This window comes from Actinophytocola sp., assembly GCF_036555685.1.
Classification (GTDB): domain Bacteria; phylum Actinomycetota; class Actinomycetes; order Mycobacteriales; family Pseudonocardiaceae; genus Actinophytocola.
Window position 1 is genome coordinate 15,299 of sequence record NZ_DATBKY010000231.1, and the last position, 18,641, is coordinate 33,939.

At 70.2% G+C, this 18,641-nt stretch carries 19 protein-coding genes and 1 pseudogene; 6 read left to right on the top strand and 14 right to left on the bottom strand.

Going from position 1 to position 18,641, the window contains the following annotated elements:
- Positions 1–14 precede the first annotated feature (14 nt).
- The 4 genes from hflX to VH969_RS22100 all read right to left on the bottom strand — a co-directional run bounded on the left by hflX (position 15) and on the right by VH969_RS22100 (position 4,015).
- On the bottom strand, positions 15–1,466 hold the full coding sequence (gene hflX, locus VH969_RS22085; protein ID WP_414638601.1) for a GTPase HflX: 1,452 nt from the start codon (positions 1,464–1,466) through the stop codon (positions 15–17).
- A gap of 101 nt (positions 1,467–1,567) precedes the next feature.
- Positions 1,568–2,401: a diaminopimelate epimerase gene (gene dapF, locus VH969_RS22090; RefSeq protein WP_331977218.1), complete on the bottom strand. Its 834-nt coding sequence runs from the start codon at positions 2,399–2,401 to the stop codon at positions 1,568–1,570.
- Between the two features lie 4 nt (positions 2,402–2,405).
- A complete protein-coding gene (miaA, locus tag VH969_RS22095; protein WP_331977220.1) occupies positions 2,406–3,299 on the bottom strand; it encodes a tRNA (adenosine(37)-N6)-dimethylallyltransferase MiaA in 894 nt (297 codons plus the stop codon).
- Positions 3,296–4,015, bottom strand: a complete 720-nt coding sequence (locus VH969_RS22100; RefSeq protein ID WP_331977222.1) for a class III extradiol ring-cleavage dioxygenase family protein — start codon at positions 4,013–4,015, stop codon at positions 3,296–3,298. The genes miaA and VH969_RS22100 overlap by 4 nt, the downstream gene beginning before the upstream one ends.
- Before the next feature lie 777 nt (positions 4,016–4,792).
- On the opposite strand from VH969_RS22100, the gene VH969_RS22105 reads away from it, so the two are divergent.
- A complete protein-coding gene (locus VH969_RS22105; protein ID WP_331977254.1) occupies positions 4,793–6,079 on the top strand; it encodes a DUF349 domain-containing protein in 1,287 nt (428 codons plus the stop codon).
- Positions 6,080–6,303: 224 nt separating this feature from the next.
- On the opposite strand, the gene VH969_RS22110 is transcribed toward VH969_RS22105, so the two are convergent.
- Positions 6,304–6,843, bottom strand: coding sequence for an Rv2732c family membrane protein (locus tag VH969_RS22110; protein ID WP_331977224.1), 540 nt, complete (start codon positions 6,841–6,843; stop codon positions 6,304–6,306).
- Positions 6,840–8,312, bottom strand: a complete 1,473-nt coding sequence (gene miaB / locus VH969_RS22115) for a tRNA (N6-isopentenyl adenosine(37)-C2)-methylthiotransferase MiaB (protein WP_331977226.1) — start codon at positions 8,310–8,312, stop codon at positions 6,840–6,842. The genes VH969_RS22110 and miaB overlap by 4 nt, the downstream gene beginning before the upstream one ends.
- 175 nt (positions 8,313–8,487) lie before the next feature.
- On the opposite strand from miaB, the gene VH969_RS22120 reads away from it, so the two are divergent.
- The 4 genes from VH969_RS22120 to VH969_RS22135 all read left to right on the top strand — a co-directional run bounded on the left by VH969_RS22120 (position 8,488) and on the right by VH969_RS22135 (position 11,776).
- Entirely contained in the window at positions 8,488–9,216 is a 729-nt protein-coding gene (locus tag VH969_RS22120) for an amino acid ABC transporter ATP-binding protein (protein WP_331977256.1), read from the top strand.
- Between the two features lie 65 nt (positions 9,217–9,281).
- The gene (locus VH969_RS22125) at positions 9,282–10,118 is read left to right on the top strand and encodes a glutamate ABC transporter substrate-binding protein (RefSeq protein WP_331977228.1); all 837 of its coding nucleotides are present in this window, start codon (positions 9,282–9,284) and stop codon (positions 10,116–10,118) included.
- Positions 10,119–10,187: 69 nt separating this feature from the next.
- Positions 10,188–10,868, top strand: coding sequence for an amino acid ABC transporter permease (locus VH969_RS22130; RefSeq protein WP_331977230.1), 681 nt, complete (start codon positions 10,188–10,190; stop codon positions 10,866–10,868).
- Entirely contained in the window at positions 10,865–11,776 is a 912-nt protein-coding gene (locus VH969_RS22135) for an amino acid ABC transporter permease (protein WP_331977232.1), read from the top strand. Before VH969_RS22130 ends, VH969_RS22135 begins: the two co-directional genes overlap by 4 nt.
- Before the next feature lie 52 nt (positions 11,777–11,828).
- Here the strand turns inward: VH969_RS22135 and VH969_RS22140 are convergent, their stop codons facing one another.
- The 6 genes from VH969_RS22140 to VH969_RS22165 all read right to left on the bottom strand — a co-directional run bounded on the left by VH969_RS22140 (position 11,829) and on the right by VH969_RS22165 (position 17,843).
- On the bottom strand, positions 11,829–12,590 hold the full coding sequence (locus VH969_RS22140; RefSeq protein WP_331977234.1) for a succinate dehydrogenase/fumarate reductase iron-sulfur subunit: 762 nt from the start codon (positions 12,588–12,590) through the stop codon (positions 11,829–11,831).
- A complete protein-coding gene (locus tag VH969_RS22145) occupies positions 12,587–14,500 on the bottom strand; it encodes a fumarate reductase/succinate dehydrogenase flavoprotein subunit (RefSeq protein WP_331977236.1) in 1,914 nt (637 codons plus the stop codon). The genes VH969_RS22140 and VH969_RS22145 overlap by 4 nt, the downstream gene beginning before the upstream one ends.
- Positions 14,501–14,510: 10 nt before the next feature.
- The gene (sdhC, locus tag VH969_RS22150; protein ID WP_331977238.1) at positions 14,511–15,311 is read right to left on the bottom strand and encodes a succinate dehydrogenase subunit SdhC; all 801 of its coding nucleotides are present in this window, start codon (positions 15,309–15,311) and stop codon (positions 14,511–14,513) included.
- A gap of 563 nt (positions 15,312–15,874) precedes the next feature.
- On the bottom strand, positions 15,875–16,420 hold the full coding sequence (recX, locus tag VH969_RS22155; RefSeq protein ID WP_331977240.1) for a recombination regulator RecX: 546 nt from the start codon (positions 16,418–16,420) through the stop codon (positions 15,875–15,877).
- A gap of 5 nt (positions 16,421–16,425) precedes the next feature.
- Positions 16,426–17,475, bottom strand: a complete 1,050-nt coding sequence (recA, locus tag VH969_RS22160) for a recombinase RecA (protein WP_331977242.1) — start codon at positions 17,473–17,475, stop codon at positions 16,426–16,428.
- A 173-nt stretch (positions 17,476–17,648) separates the two neighbouring features.
- Positions 17,649–17,843, bottom strand: a complete 195-nt coding sequence (locus VH969_RS22165) for a DUF3046 domain-containing protein (RefSeq protein ID WP_331977244.1) — start codon at positions 17,841–17,843, stop codon at positions 17,649–17,651.
- A gap of 35 nt (positions 17,844–17,878) precedes the next feature.
- On the opposite strand from VH969_RS22165, the gene VH969_RS22170 reads away from it, so the two are divergent.
- The gene (locus VH969_RS22170) at positions 17,879–18,001 is read left to right on the top strand and encodes a hypothetical protein (RefSeq protein WP_331977246.1); all 123 of its coding nucleotides are present in this window, start codon (positions 17,879–17,881) and stop codon (positions 17,999–18,001) included.
- On the opposite strand, the gene VH969_RS22175 is transcribed toward VH969_RS22170, so the two are convergent.
- Positions 17,998–18,381 carry a VOC family protein gene (locus VH969_RS22175; RefSeq protein WP_331977248.1) on the bottom strand — a complete coding sequence of 128 codons (384 nt, stop codon included), beginning with the start codon at positions 18,379–18,381 and terminating at the stop codon, positions 17,998–18,000. The two genes, VH969_RS22170 and VH969_RS22175, sit on opposite strands and share 4 nt — an antisense overlap.
- Positions 18,381–18,641 (bottom strand): annotated as a pseudogene (locus VH969_RS22180) (Hsp70 family protein); the annotation flags it as partial. The gene VH969_RS22175 and the pseudogene VH969_RS22180, both read right to left, overlap by 1 nt.

The following is an 18,641-nucleotide window of genomic DNA, read 5'->3' on the forward strand; positions in this document are numbered from 1 at the left end:
ACTACGTATACGGATCAGGCCGATGTGCCGTTCACGGAGAAATTCTCCAACAATCCGGCGAGATCCGCCTTCACCTTGGCGTGCAGCACCGTTCCCTGCTCGGTGTGGCGCTCGGTGAGCACGTCGCCCTCCCGGTGCACCCGCGCGACCAGCTCGCCACGCGTGTACGGCACCAGCACCTCCACCTCGACGGACGGCCGGGGCAGGAGCTCGGCGACCCGCTCGCGCAGCTCGGCGATGCCGGCACCGGAGTGCGCGGAGACGAACACCGCGCCGGGCAGCAGGTGGCGCAGCCGGGCGAGCGTGACCTCGTCCATGGCGTCGGTCTTGTTGACCACGACGAGCTCGGTCGGCAGCCCCTCCTCGCGCCGGTCGGCGATCTCGCCGAGCACCTCGCGCACGGCCTCGACCTGCCACTCCGGGTTCGGGTCGGCGCCGTCGACGACGTGCACGATGAGGTCGGCGTCGGCCACCTCGTCCAGTGTCGACCGGAACGCCTCGACCAGCTGGTGCGGCAGGTGCCGCACGAAGCCGACCGTGTCGGTGAGCGTGTAGGGCAGCCCGTCGGGCGTGGTGGTGCGGCGGACGGTGGCGTCCAGGGTGGCGAACAGCGCGTCCTCCACCAGGACCCCGGCCCCGGTCATGGCGTTGAGCAGACTCGACTTGCCGGCGTTGGTGTACCCGGCGATCGCGACGCTCGGGATCTCGTTCGCGACGCGACGGCCGCGCTTGATGTCCCGCACGGTACCCATCGCGCCGATCTCCTTGCGCAGCTTGGAGATCCGGGCCCGGATGCGCCTGCGGTCGGTCTCGAGCTTCGTCTCACCGGGACCACGCAGACCCACCCCGGCGGTGCCGCCACCGGCGCGGCCACCGGCCTGCCGGGACAGCGCCTCGCCCCAGCCGCGCAGGCGCGGGAGGAAGTACTGCAGCTGGGCCAGCTCGACCTGGGCCTTGCCCTCCTTCGACCGCGCGTGCTGGGCGAAGATGTCGAGGATCAGCGCCGTCCGGTCGATGACCTTGACCTTGAGCCGGGACTCCAGCTGGCGCAGCTGGCTGGGCGAGAGCTCGCCGTCGCAGATGACGGTGTCGGCGCCGACGGACGCGACCACGCCGGACAGCTCCTGGACCTTGCCGGAGCCGACGTAGGTGGCGGGGTCGGGCCGGTCACGGCGCTGCACGAGCCCGTCGAGCACCTGCGAGCCCGCCGTCTCGGCCAGCCGGGCCAGCTCCGCGAGCGACGCCGCCGACTGCGCGGCGCTGCCCTCGGTCCACACGCCGACGAGGACGACCCGCTCCAGCCGCAGCTGGCGGTACTCGACCTCGGTGATGTCCGCGAGTTCGGTCGAAAGACCGGCGACCCGGCGCAACGCCGCCCGCTCGGAGAGCTCGAGTTCGCCTGCGGAGAGCTCAGCCAGGTCGGTCAGCCCGTCATCGGTATAACCCTGATTGAGATTCTCCGTCACGTGGTGAAACCCTCCGTCTGATCCGTTGTCTTATCCGATGCGTCTGATCCGATGCGCGTTGGACGAATAGTCCCATGGTTCAGCGAACGGATCGAGCCGGTTTATTCCGCCACGACCATCCACCAGGCACGATCCAGCTCGCCACGCGCGACGAAAACGGCGGGCCCGGTGAGCACGGAGGTGTTCTCGCCGACCTCGACGCGGACCCGGCCACCCGGGATCTCGACCGTGGCCGCCCCGGTCGTCGCGCCGCGTGCGTGCAGCACGCCGGTCACCGCGGCCACCGTGCCGGTGCCGCACGAGCGGGTCTCCCCCACGCCGCGCTCGTGCACGCGCATGCGGATCAGGTCGGGTGCGTCGACCACGACGAACTCGACGTTGACGCCGTGCGGGAACACCGCGGGGTCGTAGCCGGGCCGGGCCGTGAGGTCGAGGTCGTCGATCCGCTCCACGGCGCAGACCAGGTGCGGGTTGCCGACGTCCACGGCCACCCCGGCGAATATGCGGTCGCCGACGGTCGCGGTGGACTCGCCGGTCACGCGCGCCCGCCCCATGTCGACGGCGACGTCGCCGTCCGGCCGGATCACCACGTCGCGCACGCCGGCGCGGCTGCCGACCGGGAACTCGTGCCCGGCCACCAGCCCCGCGTCGGCGAGGTAGCGGGCGAACACGCGCACGCCGTTGCCGCACATCTCCGCGACGGACCCGTCCCCGTTGCGGTAATCCATGAACCACAGCTCGTCGTCCACATCGGACGGACGGTCCGCGATCGCCTTGGCCCGCACGACCCGCAGCACGCCGTCCGCGCCGATGCCGGCCCGCCGGTCGCAGAGCGCGCGGACCCGGGCGGGGGTCAGGTCGAGGGCGGCGTCGAGGTCGGGCAGCAGCACGAAGTCGTTCTCCGTGCCGTGGCCTTTGAGGAAGGGAACACCCACAGGCTCAGGCTAGCTCGCGGGCCGCGGTGACCAGGTCGGGACGGGCGGCGTCGAGCCAGGTGACACGGTCGTCGCGGTGGAACCAGGAGCGCTGTCTGCGCACGAAGCGGCGGGTGGCCTGGGCGGTCGCGGCGGCGGCGCGGGCCATGTCCTCGTCGGCGTCGAGTTCATCGAGAACCTGCTGGTAGCCCAGCGCGCGGGAGGCCGTGCGCCCCAGCCGCAGGCCGTGCCGCTCGAGCGTGCGAACCTCGTCGACCAGGCCGGCGGCGAACATCGCGGTCACCCGCGCGTCGACCCGCCGGTCGAGCTCGTCCGTGTCGAGGTCGAGGCCGATCTGCATGGTGTCGTAGCGGGCGGGGCCCGCCTTGGGCATGGTCGCCGAGAACGGGCGGCCGGTGAGCTCGATGACCTCCAGCGCGCGGACCACGCGGCGGCCGTTGGACGGCAGGATGGCGGTCGCCGCGATCGGGTCCGCGACCGTGAGGCGGGCGTGCAGGGCGGCCGCGCCGACGCGTTCGAGCTCGGCCTCCAGGCGGGTGCGGATCTCCGGGTCGGTACCGGGGAAGTCCAGATCGTCGAGCACGGCGCGGACGTAGAGGCCGGAGCCGCCGACGAGCACGGGCACCTTGTCCTCGCCGAGCAGCCGCTCGACGCAGGCGCGGGCCTCGCGCTGGTAGGCGGCGACCGACGCGGTCTCGGTGACGTCGAGGACGTCCAGCAGGTGATGTGGCACGCCGCGGCGCTCGGCGGCGGTGACCTTGGCGGTGCCGATGTCCATGCCCCGGTAGAGCTGCATGGCGTCGGCGTTGACGACCTCGCCGCCGAGCGCCTCGGCCAGCGCGACGCCAAGCGCGGACTTGCCGGTCGCGGTGGGGCCGACGATCGCGACGGGTCTCATCGCACCGGCTCCCACACGGCGACGTGGTAGGCGACGCCGAACGGGACGAGCCGGCGGGCGTCCGTGCTCTTCCAGCGCCGGCCGTCCGCGCCGACGACGCCGGCGAGCACCTGCCACGGCGCGCGGCCGACGGCGCCGAGCGCGGCGGCCTCGTCCGGGTCGAGGGCGAGCAGCACCGCGGGGTCGGCCGCGGCGAGCGCGGCGTGCACGGCGTCGTCGAAGCCGCCCGCGCGCGGGTCGGGCCTGCCGACCGCGCGCTCGCCGTGGCGGTGCGAGCCGTCCCCGAGGATCAGCAGGCCGACGGGGTCGTCGGCCAGCTCGGCGACGAGCCGCGCGCCGAGCTCGCGGCACTGCTCGGGCGGCAGGTCGGGCCGGATGAGCCGGACGGGAACCTCCGCCGCGCCCACCTGCTCGCGCAGCCAGCCGGCGACGAGCGCGGGCAGTGGCATGGCCGGGTCGGGCGTGGCGCCGTTGCCGGACAGGCGCGTCACGACGTCGACGCCGTAGCCGAGGAAGGTGCCGGCCGCGTCCGCGTCCAGGTCAGCCGGCCCGGCCGGATCGGCGCCGATCCCGAGCCAGCGGGGTGTGGCGGCGGCCAGGTCGGCGGCGACGGCCAGGCAGGCGTCCCGCACGACGCGCACGTTCGGATCGTCGGCGACGACGAGCTCGGGTACGAGGAGCGGGGGGTGCGGGACGACGGCGACGCGCTCGATCACGGTGTCCGAGGCTACCTATTCGGGCCACGAGGTGAACTCTCCGGGCTCGGTACGTCACCCTGTGCAGCCAGCGACAACCGTGGAGTACCGGGGCGCGCCACGACCTGTTTGAATGCGCGCGGGTACCACGCGAATTTCACGGCCCTGGGCGGGCCGGGGTACCGACGTTGCCAGGCCTCGCGGGAGCGGGGCGCCCGCGAGAGCGGGCAACGCAGGCGGGAGGAGCCGGCCATGACGGACAGGGACACGAGCCAGGACATCAGCGCGACCCAGGTCGAGATCTCGGATGCCACCGCGGCAGGGGCGAGCGCAGAGCCCGCTGCGGCCACGGCGACCGCCGAACCCACCGAGCCCGATACCGCTGCCGCTCCGGCCGAGGCACCCGCCGCCGACTCCGACGTGCCGGTGGCCGACCCGGCGGCCGAGGCTTCGGCGGCCCCGAGCGCTCCCGACGCACCAATTTCCGATGCACCGGCTCCCGACGCACCGGCTCCCGACGCACCGGCTGCCGAAGCGCCGGCCGAGGCCGCCCCGCAGAGCGAGGCGACCGAGCGAGCCGCGCAGCCGGCCGAGTCCGAGACTCCGGCGGCCGAGACCCCGGCAGCCGACGCTCCAGCAGCCGACGCTCCAGCAGCCGACGCTCCGGCAGCCGACGCTCCGGCAGCCGACGCTCCAGCAGCCGACGCTCCAGCGGCCGACGCTCCAGCGGCCGACGCTCCAGCGGCCGAGGCGCCTGCGGAAGAGCACCACGAGCCGGTGCCGCCACCGACCGCGGCCATGCCACACACCCAGCCCGCGACCGCGGTGCCCGCCGCACCGGTCGCGGCCGCGCCGGTGCCCGAGGCGTCGGCGAACCCCGGCAAGTGGGGTCGCGTCGACACCGACGGCACCGTCTACGTGAAGACGGCCGACGGCGAGCGCGCGGTCGGGTCGTGGCAGGCGGGCGAGCCCGCCGAGGGCCTCGCACACTTCGCCCGCCGGTTCGACGACGTGCGCACCGAGGTGGAGCTGCTGGTCGCGCGGCTGACGGCCGGGTCCGGCGACCCGAAGCACACGCTGACCAGCGCCAAGCACATCAAGGACAGCCTGACCGACGCGGCGCTGGTCGGCGACCTCGCCGCGCTGGCCGCGCGGATCGACCACGTGCTCGAGAAGGCGCAGCACGCCGTCGAGTCGGTCAAGCACGCCCGGGACGAGGCCCGCGGCCAGGCGCTGGCCCGCAAGCAGGAACTCGTCGCGGAGGTCGAGAAGATCGCCGAGTCCTCCACCCAGTGGAAGGTCGCGGGCGACCGGCTGCGGGGCATTCTCGACGAGTGGAAGACGATCAAGGGAGTCGACCGCAAGACCGACGACCAGCTGTGGAAGCGCTTCTCGAAGGCGCGCGACACGTTCAACCGCAGGCGTGGCTCGCACTTCGCCGACCTCGACCGGCAGCGCGCGGCGGCCAAGGAGCGCAAGCAGGAGCTGGTCAAGCTCGCCGAGGAGATCTCCGAGTCCGAGGACTGGGGACCGACCGCGGCGCGCTACCGCGAGCTGATGACCGAGTGGAAGGCCGCGGGCCGCGCGCCGAAGGAGGCCGACGACTCGCTGTGGCAGCAGTTCCGCGCGGCACAGGACAGGTTCTTCAGCAGGCGCTCGGCGGTGTTCAGCGAGCGGGACGCGGAGCTCGTCGAGAACGCGAAGCGCAAGGAGGCCCTGATCGCGGAGGCGGAGAAGATCAACCCGGCCGCCGACCTCGACGCGGCCCGCGCGCACCTGCACCGCATCCAGGAGAAGTGGGACGAGGTCGGCAAGGTGCCGCGCGAGCGGATCCGCGAGCTGGAGGGCAAGCTGCGGGCGGTCGAGGACAAGGTCCGCAACGCGGCCGACGCGCAGTGGCGCCGGACCGACCCGGAGGCCGAGGCGCGGGCGGCGCAGTTCCGCGAGCGGGTGGAGCAGTTCGAGGCCCAGGCCGCGAAGGCCCGCGCGGCGGGCGACAAGCGGCGCGCCGAGCAGGCCGAAGCCCAGGCCGCGCAGTGGCGGGAGTGGCTCGCCGCGGCGGAGAACGCGGTCGCCAGCCGCTGAGCCAGTACCCCGGCGGCGCCGTCACCCGCGGGTGGCGGCGCCGTTCGTGTTCAGGACGCTCGGCGCCAGATCCCCTCCCACTGGCTCCACTGCCCCGGCTCGGGCGGAGTGCGTCGCGTCCGGTCCAGGCGCAAGCCCAGGACGGGCACAAAATCCGGCGCGAACAGCTCCGCCAGCTCGGCGCGAGCGAAGAAGTGGATCAGCAGCCCGGTGGGCCGCAACGGTCACTCCCGTCCGACCGGATCGTCGCGGTCGGGGCGGGACCAGGCCGTGCGGAACCACTGGATCGCGATCACGACCATCGCCACCCACGCGATCACCAGGCCGATGCCCAGGTCACCGTGCGAGGACTGGCGTGACCAGATCGCCAGCACGCCGTCGACCGACGCGAACCAGCCGCCGAGGGCGCACACCCAGGTGAACGCCCACAGCCGGGTCGTCAACGCGAGCGCCGAGGCGACCACGCCGAACAGGGCCGACGTCAACGCGAACAACCGCGGCACCATGCTCGCCTTGCCCACCGCGTCGCCGGAGCCGGTGCCCAGCAGCACGTCCAGGCCGTTCGCGCCGGCCATCCACGGCAGGATCTGCCCGATGATCAGCACGAACACCGCGACCGCGATGACCACGGCCCGGCCGCCGAGGTCGACCGACCGGGCGGCGCGCCGGCGAGCGTCCCGCTCGACCCGGTCGATCTGGTCCCGCAGGCCGGCGATGTCGCGCTCGTCGGCGGATCCCGGTTCCCCGCCACTCGATGCAGTCATCGGATCGCGCATCCGCCCACCGGTTCCGGGCTCGGCGCGGGCGGCCCGAACGACGGCAGGCCGAGCCCGACGCCGGAGGTCTTCGGCCGCACGCCCGCCGCGAAGTTGTCTCCCGCGCGGGTCCGCCGGTGCGACACCAGCGGCCCGTCCGCGACGAGGTGGTGCGGCGCCGCGTAGGTGACCGTCGCGTGCACGACGTCACCCGGCCGCACGTCCGCGGACCCGGGGGTGAAGTGCACGAGCCGGCCGTCGCGGCCGCGGCCCGACATCCGCGCGGTGTCGGCGTCCTTGCGGCCCTCCCCGGTCGACACCAGCACCTCGACGGTCGCGCCGACCAGCTCCTTGTTCTGCGCCCAGGAGACCGCCTCCTGCACCGCGATCAGCCGGTCGAACCGCTCCTGCACGACCTGCTTGGGCAGCTGGTCGGGCAGCGACGCGGCCGGCGTGCCGGGGCGCTTGGAGTACTGGAACGTGAACGCGCTCGAGAAGCGGGACGCGCGCACGACGTCGAGGGTCTGCCGGAAGTCCTCCTCGGTCTCGCCGGGAAAGCCGACGATGATGTCGGTGGTGATCGCCGCGTCCGGCATCGCAGCGCGGACCTTGTCGATGATCGACAGGTACCGCGCGGACCGGTAGGAGCGGCGCATCGCCTTGAGCACCCGGTCCGATCCGGACTGCAGCGGCATGTGCAGCGAGTGGCACACGTTCGGGGTCTCGGCCATCGCCGCGATCACGTCGTCGGTGAAGTCCTTGGGATGCGGCGAGGTGAAGCGGACCCGCTCCAGGCCGTCGATGTCGCCGCACGCGCGCAGCAGCTTGCCGAACGCCAGCCGGTCGCCGAACTCGACGCCGTAGGAGTTCACGTTCTGGCCGAGCAGCGTCACCTCGAGCACGCCCTCCGCGACCAGCGCCTGAACCTCCGCGAGCACCTCGCCGGGCCGGCGGTCCTTCTCCTTGCCGCGCAGCGACGGGACGATGCAGAAGGTGCAGGTGTTGTTGCAGCCCACCGAGATCGACACCCAGCCGGAGTGCGCCGAGTCGCGCCGTGCGGGCAGCGTCGAGGGGAACACGTCGAGTGACTCGAGGATCTCCACCTGTGCCCGCTCGTTGTGCCGCGCGCGGTCGAGCAGCACCGGCAGCGAGCCGATGTTGTGCGTGCCGAACACGACGTCGACCCAGGGCGCCTTCTTGACGATGTCGCCGCGGTCCTTCTGCGCGAGGCAGCCGCCGACCGCGATCTGCATGCCGGGGTTGGCGAGCTTCGTCGGCCGCAGGTGGCCGAGGTTGCCGTACAGCTTGTTGTCGGCGTTCTCCCGGACCGCGCACGTGTTGAGCACGACGACGTCGGGCACGCCGCCATCGTCGGCCGGCACGTAGCCCGCGTCCTCCAGCAGGCCGGCCAGCCGCTCGGAGTCGTGCACGTTCATCTGGCAACCGAACGTGCGAACCTGGTAGGTGCGTGTGCTCATCTCAACCCACGAGCCTACGCGTGACCGAGTTGAGACCTTGGGGTGGTCCAACCGGCATGAAACGGACGCGAAGTAGCGGTAAGTTTCGCGCAATAACCGGCCGCTAGAGTCACGAACCCGCAGTAGAGCACGCGTGCGTGGAGGATGGATGACCGAGGAGAACACCGCACCGCCGATGATCCGGATGGTGGAGGTGGACAAGTTCTTCGGGCCCCTGCACGTGCTCAAGAACATCAGCATCGAGGTGCCGCGCGGGCAGGTCGTCGTCGTGCTCGGGCCGTCCGGCTCGGGCAAGTCCACTCTCTGCCGGGCCATCAACCGGTTGGAGCCGATCAACTCCGGAACGATCGAGGTCGACGGCAAGCCCCTGCCCGCGGAGGGCCGCGAGCTCGCGAACCTGCGCGCCGACGTGGGCATGGTGTTCCAGTCGTTCAACCTGTTCGCGCACAAGTCCATCGTCGACAACGTGATGCTGGCGCCGGTGAAGGTGCGCAAGTCCGCGAAGTCCGACGCGCGGCGCAACGCGATGGAGCTGCTCGAGCGCGTCGGCATCGCTAACCAGGCGGAGAAGTACCCGGCCCAGCTCTCCGGCGGCCAGCAGCAGCGCGCGGCGATCGCCCGCGCGCTGGCCATGAAGCCGAAGGTCATGCTGTTCGACGAGCCCACCTCGGCGCTCGACCCCGAGATGATCAACGAGGTGCTCGACGTCATGACGACGCTCGCGGAGGAGGGCATGACCATGGTCGTGGTGACCCACGAGATGGGCTTCGCCCGCAACGCCGCGCACCGCGTGATGTTCATGTCCGACGGGGAGATCGTCGAGGACGCCACGCCGAACGAGTTCTTCTCCGCGCCGAAGTCCGCGCGGGCCAAGGACTTCCTCAGCAAGATCCTGACTCACTGAGTACACACCAGGTCGGGGCCCCGCGCCGCGGACGTGTCGTGGGTGGACAGATCGGAAGGAACGAAATGCGGTTCAGCCGAGTACTGCGCGCGGGTGCCGTTGCCACGGCGATGGGCCTCGCGCTCGCGGCGTGCGGCAGCGGCAACCAGGACAGCGGCGGCGGTGGCGGTGACAGCGGCGGGGGTGACTCGCTGACGATCGGCATCAAGTTCGACCAGCCGGGTCTCGGCCAGAAGACGCCGGACGGCTACGAGGGCTTCGACGTGGACGTGGCGACCTACATCGCCAAGGAGCTCGGCGTCGACGCGGACAACATCGAGTTCGTGGAGGCCAAGTCCGCCGACCGTGAGACGCTGATCAAGAACGGTGACGTCGACTTCATCGTCGCCACCTACTCGATCACCGACAAGCGCAAGGCCGAGGTCGACTTCGCCGGCCCGTACTTCATCGCCCACCAGGACCTGCTGGTGCGCGCGGACGACAGCTCGATCACCGGGCCGGAGACGCTCAACGGCAAGAAGCTCTGCTCGGTCACCGGCTCGACCTCCGCGCAGAAAGTGAAGGACGAGTTCGCCGACAAGGTGGACCTGCAGGAGTACGGCGGCTACTCGGAGTGCCTCACCGGCCTCGAGAGCGGCGCGGTCGACGCCATCACCACCGACGACACGATCCTCGCCGGCCTCGCGGCCGCCAACGAGGGCAAGTTCAAGCTCGTCGGCAAGGGCTTCAGCGACGAGAACTACGGCGTCGGCCTGAAGAAGGGCGACACCGACATGCGCGACAAGATCAACGCCGCCATCAAGAAGATGGAGGACGACGGCGCCTGGAAGTCCTCCCTCGAAAAGCACCTCGGCCCGGCCGACTACAACATCCCGGAGCCGCCGGAGATCACCGAGAAGTAGCAGTTCCCAGTCCCGTTATCGCGGTGGCGCGTCGCGCGGCGGCGCGCCACCGCCCACAACATGGCGAGGGTGCGATCGGCCGTGTTCGACTTCCTCAGCGACTACGACGTGCTGGGTGCGTTCTGGGTGAACGTGCAGCTGACGGTCTACTCGGCCATCGGCTCGCTGATCTGGGGCACGATCCTGGCGGCGATGCGGGTCAGCCCCGTCCCGGTGATGCGGGCGTTCGGCACGGCGTACATCAACCTCGTCCGCAACACACCGCTGACCGTGATCATCGTCGCCACCTCGCTCGTGCTGAGCCAGACGTTCCAGATGACGCTCGGCGCGGACAACTTCAAGGACATCGGCTTCCGGCTGGCGGTGCTCGGCTTCATCGCCTACACCTCGACGTTCGTCTGTGAGTCCCTGCGGGCCGGCATCAACACCGTGCCGGTCGGCCAGGCGGAGGCGGCCCGCGCGCTCGGCCTGAGCTTCACGCAGGTGCTGCGCATCATCGTGCTGCCGCAGGCGTTCCGCTCGGTCGTGGCGCCGCTCGCGAGCGTGCTGATCGCGCTTACCAAGAACACCACCGTGGCCGCCGCGATCGGGGTCGGCGAGGCCGCGCTCCTGATGAAGGAAATGATCGAGAACGAGAGCGACGCCCTCTTCCTCGTCACCGCGATGTTCGCGCTCGGCTTCGTGATCCTGACCCTGCCGATCGGGCTGCTGCTCGGCTGGGTGGCGAAGAAGGCGACGGTGAAGCGATGAGCGCGTCCTCGGTTCTCTACGACGCGCCGGGACCGCGCGCCAAGCAGCGCAACGTCCTCTACGCGGTCCTCTTCGTCGTCGTGCTCGGCGTGCTCGCGTATCTCGGGCTGGCCGCCATGAACGAGAAGAACCAGCTCGACTGGGACAAGTGGAGCCCCTACCTCGCCGGCACCGACGCCTGGACCACCTACCTGCTGCCGGGCCTGCAGAACACGCTCCTCGCGGCGGCCCTGTCGATCCTGATGGCGCTGCCGATCGGCGCGATCTTCGGCATCGCCCGGCTGTCGGACCACTCCTGGATCCGGGTGCCCGCGAGCGTGCTCGTGGAGTTCTTCCGCGCCATCCCGGTGCTGATCCTCATGTTCTTCGCGTTCACGTTCTACTCGCAGTTCACCGACTTCGGCCGGGACATCCGGCCGCTGTACGCGGTGTGCACCGGCCTGGTCATCTACAACTCGGCGGTGATCGCGGAGGTCGTGCGCGCCGGCATCCTGTCGCTGCCCAAGGGGCAGACGGAAGCGGCGCTCGCGGTGGGCATGCGCAAGGGCCAGGTGATGACCAGCATCCTGCTGCCGCAGGCGGTCACCGCCATGCTGCCCGCACTCGTCAGCCAGCTCGTCGTGATCGTGAAGGACACCGCGCTCGGTGGGGCGCTGCTGAACTTCTCCGAGCTGATGGCCCAGGTGCGGCCGGCCGCGGCGTTCTACGGCGGGAACATCATCGCCACGCTGACCGTCGTCGCCGTCATCTACATCGTTCTCAACTCGCTGCTGACCTGGTTCGCCGGCTGGCTGGAGCGCTGGCTGCGCCAGCGCAAGAAGGGCACCGGCGCGGTGGTCGGTGGCGGGGCCATGGACGAGCAGGTTCCCGCCGTGGGTGTCGCCGAAGCGGGCGGCGGGGCCGTCTAGTACGCGCGAAGAAGGGGCGCCCCCGCCCGGGAGGCGCCCCTTCTTCGTGTCCTCAGTGCTTCTTGCTGCCGCGGCGGAACAGCTGGCTGCCGAGCCACACGATCGGGTCGTACTTGCGGTCGGCGACGCGTTCCTTCATCGGGATCAGCGCGTTGTCGGTGATCTTGATGTGCTCGGGGCAGACCTCGGTGCAGCACTTGGTGATGTTGCAGAAGCCGAGGCCGTGCTCCTCCTGCGCGGCCGGGACCCGGTCCTCGGTGTCGAGGGGATGCATCTCCAGCTCGGCGACCCGCATCAGGTAGCGCGGACCGGAGAAGCTCTCCTTGTTGTCCTCGTGGTCACGGATCACGTGGCAGGTGTTCTGGCACAGGAAGCACTCGATGCACTTGCGGAACTCCTGCGAGCGCTCGACGTCCTGCTGCATCATCCGGTACTCGCCGAGGCCGACGCCCTCCGGCGGCCGGAACGACGGCACCTCGCGTGCCTTCTGGTAGTTGTAGGACACGTCGGTCACCAGGTCGCGCACGATCGGGAACGTGCGCAGCGGGGTGACGGTGATCGTCTCGTCCTCGCTGAACACCGACATCCGCGTCATGCACATCAGGCGCGGCTTGCCGTTGATCTCCGCGGAGCACGAGCCGCACTTGCCGGCCTTGCAGTTCCAGCGCACGGCCAGGTCGGGCGCCTGCGTGGCCTGGAGGCGGTGGATGATGTCGAGGACGACCTCGCCCTCGTTCACCTCGACGACGTAGTCCTGCAGGCCGCCGGAGTCGTCGTCACCGCGCCAGACCTTGAAGTTGGCCTTGTAGGTCACTTGCCCGTCCTCTCCGTGTACGCGGCGAGCTCGTCGTCGGTGAAGTACTTCTCCAGCTCGGAGAGCTCGAACAGCTCGAGCAGGTCCGGCCGCATCGGCTCCTGGGGCTTCGGCGTCACCGTCGCGTCCTTGCCGTCCGGAGTGGACGAGCAGACCAGCAGCTTGTTGCGCCACTGTGCGTCCATGCCCGGGTAGTCGTCGCGGGTGTGGCCGCCGCGGCTCTCGGTCCGCAGCAGCGCGGCGCGCGCGACGCACTCGCTGACCAGCAGCATGTTCCGCAGGTCGAGCGAGAGGTGCCAGCCGGGGTTGAACTCGCGGCGGCCTTCGACGGCGATGTTGCGGGCCCGCTCCTTGAGCTCCTGGAGCTTCTTCAGCGCGAGCTGGATCTCGTCTTCCTTGCGGATGATGCCGACGAGGTCGTTCATCGACTGCTGCAGCTCGGAGTGGATCGTGTACGGGTTCTCCGCCTGCCCGCCGGCCGGCCAGTCGAACGGCGCGACCGCGCGGTTGGCCGCGGCGTCCACATCGGACTGGGCGATGGCCGGGCGCCGGTCGAGCGTGTCGACGTAGGCCGAGGCGCCCACGCCGGCGCGGCGGCCGAACACGATCAGGTCGGACAGCGAGTTGCCGCCCAGCCGGTTCGAGCCGTGCATGCCGCCGGCCACCTCGCCGGCGGCGAACAGGCCGGGCACGACCGACGACGCGGTGTCCGGGTCGACCTCGACACCACCCATCACGTAGTGACAGGTCGGGCCGACCTCCATGGGCTGGCTGGTGATGTCCACATCGGCCAGTTCCTTGAACTGGTGGTACATCGACGGCAGCCGGCGGCGGATCTCCTCGGCGGAGAGCCGGCTCGCGATGTCGAGGAACACGCCACCGTGCGGTGAGCCGCGGCCGGCCTTCACCTCGGAGTTGATGGCCCGGGCGACCTCGTCACGAGGCAGCAGGTCCGGGGTCCGGCGGTTGTTGTCCTGGTCGTTGTACCAGCCGTCGGCTTCCTGCTCGGTCTCGGCGTACTGGCCCTTGAACACCTCGGGGATGTAGCCGAACATGAAGCGGTCGCCCGTGGAGTTCTTGAGCACCCCGCCGTCGCCGCGCACGCCCTCGGTGACCAGGATGCCCTTCACGCTGGGTGGCCAGACCATGCCGGTCGGGTGGAACTGAACGAACTCCATGTTGATCAGGGTGGCGCCGGCCCGCAGCGCGAGCGCGTGACCGTCCCCTGTGTACTCCCAGGAGTTCGAGGTGACCTTGAACGACTTGCCGATGCCGCCGGTCGCGAGGATGATCGCGGGCGCCTCGAAGAGCACGAAGCGGCCGGTGTCGCGCCAGTAGCCGAACGCGCCGGCGATGCGGTCGCCGTCCTTGACCAGCTCGGTGATCGTGCACTCGGCGAAGACCTTCAGCATGGCCTCGTAGTCGCCGTGCTCGCGCTTGTCCTCCTGCTGCAGCGAGACGATCTTCTGCTGCATGGTGCGGATCATCTCGAGGCCGGTGCGGTCACCGACGTGCGCGAGGCGGGGGTAGGTGTGGCCGCCGAAGTTGCGCTGGCTGATCTTGCCGTCCTTGGTGCGGTCGAACAACGCACCGTAGGTCTCGAGCTCCCAGACGCGCTCGGGGGCCTCCTTGGCGTGCAGCTCGGCCATGCGCCAGTTGTTGAGGAACTTCCCCCCGCGCATCGTGTCGCGGAAGTGGACCTGCCAGTTGTCTTTCGGGTTGACGTTGCCCATCGACGCGGCGCAGCCACCCTCGGCCATCACCGTGTGCGCCTTGCCGAACAACGACTTGCTGATGATCGCGGTCTTCTTGCCCTGCTGACGGGCCTCGATGGCGGCCCGCAGCCCGGCGCCGCCGGCGCCGATGACGACGACGTCGTAGGAGAACCGTTCGACCTGAACCTGAACCATGAGTCCTTCTTTAGTTGAAGATCCGCAGATCGGTGATCCAGCCGGCGGAGACGGCCATGATGTAGGCGTCGGTGAAGATCACCGTGAACAGCGAGATCATGGCGAACTGTCCGTGCCGGGCGTTCAGCCTGGAGACGAATGTCCAGTAGCGGTACCGCAACGGGTGCTTGGAGAAGTGCTTGAGCCGCCCGCCGACGACGTGCCGGCATGCGTGGCAGGACAGCGTGTAGCCCCAGAGCATCACGAGGTTGATCAGGATGATGACGGTGCCCAGTCCCATCCCGATGCCGCCGTCCTTGCCGTGGAAGGCGAGTACCGCGTCGTAGACGTTGATCAGACCGAAGATGAAGGCGCCGTAGAAGAAGTAGCGGTGGGCGTTGAGAAGGATGAGCGGGAAGCGGCTCTCACCCGTGTACTTCCTGTGCGGCTCGGGCACCGCACAGGCGGCCGGCGCGAGGAAGAACGAGCGGTAGCCAGCCTTGCGGTAGTAGTAGCAGGTGCCACGGAAGCCGGCGAGGATCACGAACGTGACGACCGCCATCGGCAGGAACGGCGGCACCTCGGGCAACGGCGTGCCGAAGTGGCTGGAGCCGGGCACGCACGAGGCGCTCAGGCACGGCGAGTACACCGGCGTGAGGTAGTGCTCCTCGGGTGCCCAGTAGTAGTTGTTCATGAAGATGCGGGCCGTCGCGTAAACGATGAAGAACGCGAGGATGGCGCCCGTGCTCAGTGGATAGGCCCACCAGCGGTCGGTTCGCAACGTGCGCTCCGGTATTTGCGCCCGGGTTGGGGCACCGACGCCTGCCTTCATTGTGGTCCTCGACTCCAGAACGAAAGTGCTTCGATTGTCAGAGACTAACGGGGATCTGCGCTGGTGGCGGCGTTCCGCGTGTCACACCCGGCAGGACGGCGCCGTGCCGCCAACTGGGCCGTCGGTGGCATGTGGAGAAGTACCACACAGTGGGATCGAGCCGGCCGCCGACCCACGTCGAACGTGTTCCGAGGCACGTCGGCGGGGCTGAATCGATGCCCGAAGCGCAGGTCACTCAAAGACCGTACTCTGCGATTTCAACGGCTGTTTCGCGGGCTCGTCATGGTGTCACTCTGGTGACGAAACGCACGTCGGTTCGGCTCGTCGAGTGTCGAGTCGTCCGGGCTCGGGCTCATGGGTGAGGCTGCGGCCGGCGTGGATCACGGTCAGGTGGAGCTTGTGGAGCAAGCCTGAACCACCGCCCACCGCCGACCAAGATCGAGGGGTTCTCGCCGGCCGCTGGACACCTGACACACCTGCACCCGGAGCCCACCGTGGCCAACCGGCGCCCGAAAGGTCCAAAGTGGCCGGTACACAACGGCACGGCACCCGCCACGGAGAACCTAAATCGGCCCGTCCAGCAACTCCGACTCCTCCCCCGCAGCCTTCAATTCGTCCCGCACCACCCGAAAGGACAACCCCTCCGAGTACCCCCTCCTCGCCAGCATCCCCACCAGCTTCCGCACCCGTGCCGCCTCGTCGGCGCCGCTCAACGACCGAAGCCGCTTGCGCACCAGTTGCCTGGCCCGCTCCTCCTCGGCGTCGGCGTCCACAGTGGCCACTGCCTCCGCGGCCACGTCGTCCGCCACGCCCTTGCGGCGGAGCTCCGTGGTGAGCGCGCGGCGGCCCAGGCCCTGGTACGTGTGCCGCGAGCGCACCCACAGTTCCGCGAAGGCGGCGTCGTCGACCAGGCCCACCTCGTCCAGGCGGCCGAGGACCTGGTCGGCGACGTCCTCCTCGATTCCCTTGCGCAGCAACGACTGGCGCAGCTCCGACCGCGTCCTCGGACGGGCCGTGAGCAGGCGCAGGCAGATGTCCCGCGCCTGCTGGACGGGGTCCTCGGGTGGGCCGGACGACGACTCGGCGCGTGATTGCCGCCGGGTGGCCATCGTGGTCAGAAGTCGACCGGGGCGGGGGCCGGCTCGGTGTCGTCGGCGTCGAGCTTGGCGCCGATGCCCAGCTTGTCCTTGATCCGCTTCTCGATCTCGTTCGCCACGTCCGGGTTGTCGCGCAGGAACTTGCGGGCGTTCTCCTTGCCCTGCCCCAGCTGGTCGCCCTCGTACGTGTACCAGGCACCGGACTTGCGCAGGATGCCCTGCTCGACGCCCATGTCGATGAGCGAGCCCTCGCGGCTGACGCCCTTGCCGTACAGGATGTCGAACTCGGCCTGCTTGAACGGCGGGGCCACCTTGTTCTTGACCACCTTGACCCGGGTGCGGTTGCCGACCGCGTCGCCGCCGTCCTTCAGGGTCTCGATGCGGCGCACGTCGAGCCGGACCGAGGCGTAGAACTTCAGCGCCTTGCCACCCGTGGTGGTCTCCGGCGAGCCGAACATCACGCCGACCTTCTCCCGCAGCTGGTTGATGAAGATCGCCGTGGTGCCGGACGTGCTCAGCGCACCGGTGAGCTTGCGCAGCGCCTGGCTCATCAGCCGGGCCTGCAGGCCGACGTGGCTGTCGCCCATCTCGCCCTCGATCTCGGCGCGTGGCACGAGCGCGGCCACCGAGTCGATGACGAGGATGTCGAGCGCGCCGGAGCGGATCAGCATGTCCGCGATCTCCAGCGCCTGCTCACCGGTGTCGGGCTGGGACACCAGGAGCGCGTCGGTGTCGACGCCGAGGGCCTTGGCGTACTCGGGGTCGAGCGCGTGCTCGGCGTCGATGAACGCCGCGATGCCGCCCGCGGCCTGTGCGTTGGCCACCGCGTGCAGGGCGACGGTCGTCTTACCGGACGACTCCGGGCCGTAGATCTCCACGACGCGACCGCGCGGCAGACCGCCGATGCCGAGCGCGATGTCCAGCGCGATGGAGCCGGTCGGGATGACCTCGATCGGTGCGCGGCCCTCGTCGCCGAGGCGCATGACCGATCCCTTGCCGAAGTTCTTGTCGATCTGGGCGAGGGCCAGTTCCAACGCCTTCGCGCGGTCAGGAGCTGCTGCTGCCATCTGAGATCCACCTTGATTCTGTCGAGACCGTTTCAAACTCACGCTGACGACGCTATCGGGAGGGTCTGACGATTTCGGGCCGCGAGCCGCGGCCTGTGGATCGTTGACCCGGTTGTGGACAGAGAGGCTAGCCGAACGCTTGTTCGAAGGCGCGGCGACACGCCGGTGGCCGGTTACCGGCGCTCCGGGGGCACCTCGAACGCCTCGCACACGGCGCGCCAGATCTCCTTGGTCGGCACTCCGGCCTCCAGGGCCTGGTCCACCGTGCGGTTGTCCAGCGCGCTGAACACGTGGTCGCGGGCCAGCATGTCCGCACGGATCTCGCCGAACTCCTCGGCCATCATCTTGCGAAAGACGGTGATACGCATCGACACCAGCCTACGAGACCGCCGACAATGCAGGCATGTCCCTCGCAATCGACCTCGAACCGTCCGGCCTGGAGTCCGTGCTGCTCGAGATCGGCATCATCGGCGCGCTGGTGGCCACGATCGTGCTCGGCATCCGCGCGCTGCGAAACCGCCGCTAGCGCGGCTGCACCAGATCCCAGCGGTTGCCGTAGAGGTCACGGAACACCGCGACCGTGCCGTACGGCTCGTGTCGTGGCGGTTCCTCGAACCGGACGCCGGCGGCCAGCATCCGCTCGTGGTCGCGAGCGAAGTCGTCGGTGTCGAGGAAGAACCCGACCCGCCCGCCGGTCTGATCGCCGACGCGCGGCTCCTGCTCCGGTCCGTCCGCCTTCGCCAGCAGCAACCCGGTCGGCGCGCCCGGCGGCGCCACGACCACCCACCGCTTGCCGTCCCCGAGCGAGGTGTCCGCGCGCAGCTCGAAGCGCAGCGCGCCGGTGTAGAAGGCGATCGCCTCGTCGTAGTCGCGCACGACGAGCGTGACGAGCCCGAGTCGGCGCATCAGGTGCCGGGCTGGACGTGGTCGGCGAAGAAGTCGGCCAGCGTGTCCGGGGTGAAGTTGTCGGACGCCCGCAAGTCCGTCTTCGTGAGCCAGCCGACGAGCGGGCGGTCCTTGACCGTGAACACGAGCATCCCCGTGCCGCCGCTGACGCCGGCCCGATAGCGCCCGTCGAGGCCGTTGCCGCGCCAGTCCGCCTCCACGTGGGTGCCCTCGGTCATGTTGCCCAGCTGCGTGTCCGCGGCCTCCTTGGCGTCGTCGAC

Bases quoted from the DNA above. Each gene is read 5' to 3' on its own strand.
- miaA (WP_331977220.1), bottom strand. From the start codon at position 3,299: ATGAGACCCGTCGCGATCGTCGGCCCCACCGCGACCGGCAAGTCCGCG.
- VH969_RS22105 (WP_331977254.1), top strand. From the start codon at position 4,793: ATGCCACACACCCAGCCCGCGACCGCGGTGCCCGCCGCACCGGTCGCG.
- VH969_RS22110 (WP_331977224.1), bottom strand. From the start codon at position 6,843: ATGACTGCATCGAGTGGCGGGGAACCGGGATCCGCCGACGAGCGCGAC.
- miaB (WP_331977226.1), bottom strand. From the start codon at position 8,312: ATGAGCACACGCACCTACCAGGTTCGCACGTTCGGTTGCCAGATGAAC.
- VH969_RS22120 (WP_331977256.1), top strand. From the start codon at position 8,488: ATGATCCGGATGGTGGAGGTGGACAAGTTCTTCGGGCCCCTGCACGTG.
- VH969_RS22125 (WP_331977228.1), top strand. From the start codon at position 9,282: ATGCGGTTCAGCCGAGTACTGCGCGCGGGTGCCGTTGCCACGGCGATG.
- VH969_RS22135 (WP_331977232.1), top strand. From the start codon at position 10,865: ATGAGCGCGTCCTCGGTTCTCTACGACGCGCCGGGACCGCGCGCCAAG.
- VH969_RS22145 (WP_331977236.1), bottom strand. From the start codon at position 14,500: ATGGTTCAGGTTCAGGTCGAACGGTTCTCCTACGACGTCGTCGTCATC.
- sdhC (WP_331977238.1), bottom strand. From the start codon at position 15,311: ATGAAGGCAGGCGTCGGTGCCCCAACCCGGGCGCAAATACCGGAGCGC.
- recX (WP_331977240.1), bottom strand. From the start codon at position 16,420: ATGGCCACCCGGCGGCAATCACGCGCCGAGTCGTCGTCCGGCCCACCC.
- recA (WP_331977242.1), bottom strand. From the start codon at position 17,475: ATGGCAGCAGCAGCTCCTGACCGCGCGAAGGCGTTGGAACTGGCCCTC.
- VH969_RS22165 (WP_331977244.1), bottom strand. From the start codon at position 17,843: ATGCGTATCACCGTCTTTCGCAAGATGATGGCCGAGGAGTTCGGCGAG.
- VH969_RS22170 (WP_331977246.1), top strand. From the start codon at position 17,879: ATGTCCCTCGCAATCGACCTCGAACCGTCCGGCCTGGAGTCCGTGCTG.
- VH969_RS22175 (WP_331977248.1), bottom strand. From the start codon at position 18,381: ATGCGCCGACTCGGGCTCGTCACGCTCGTCGTGCGCGACTACGACGAG.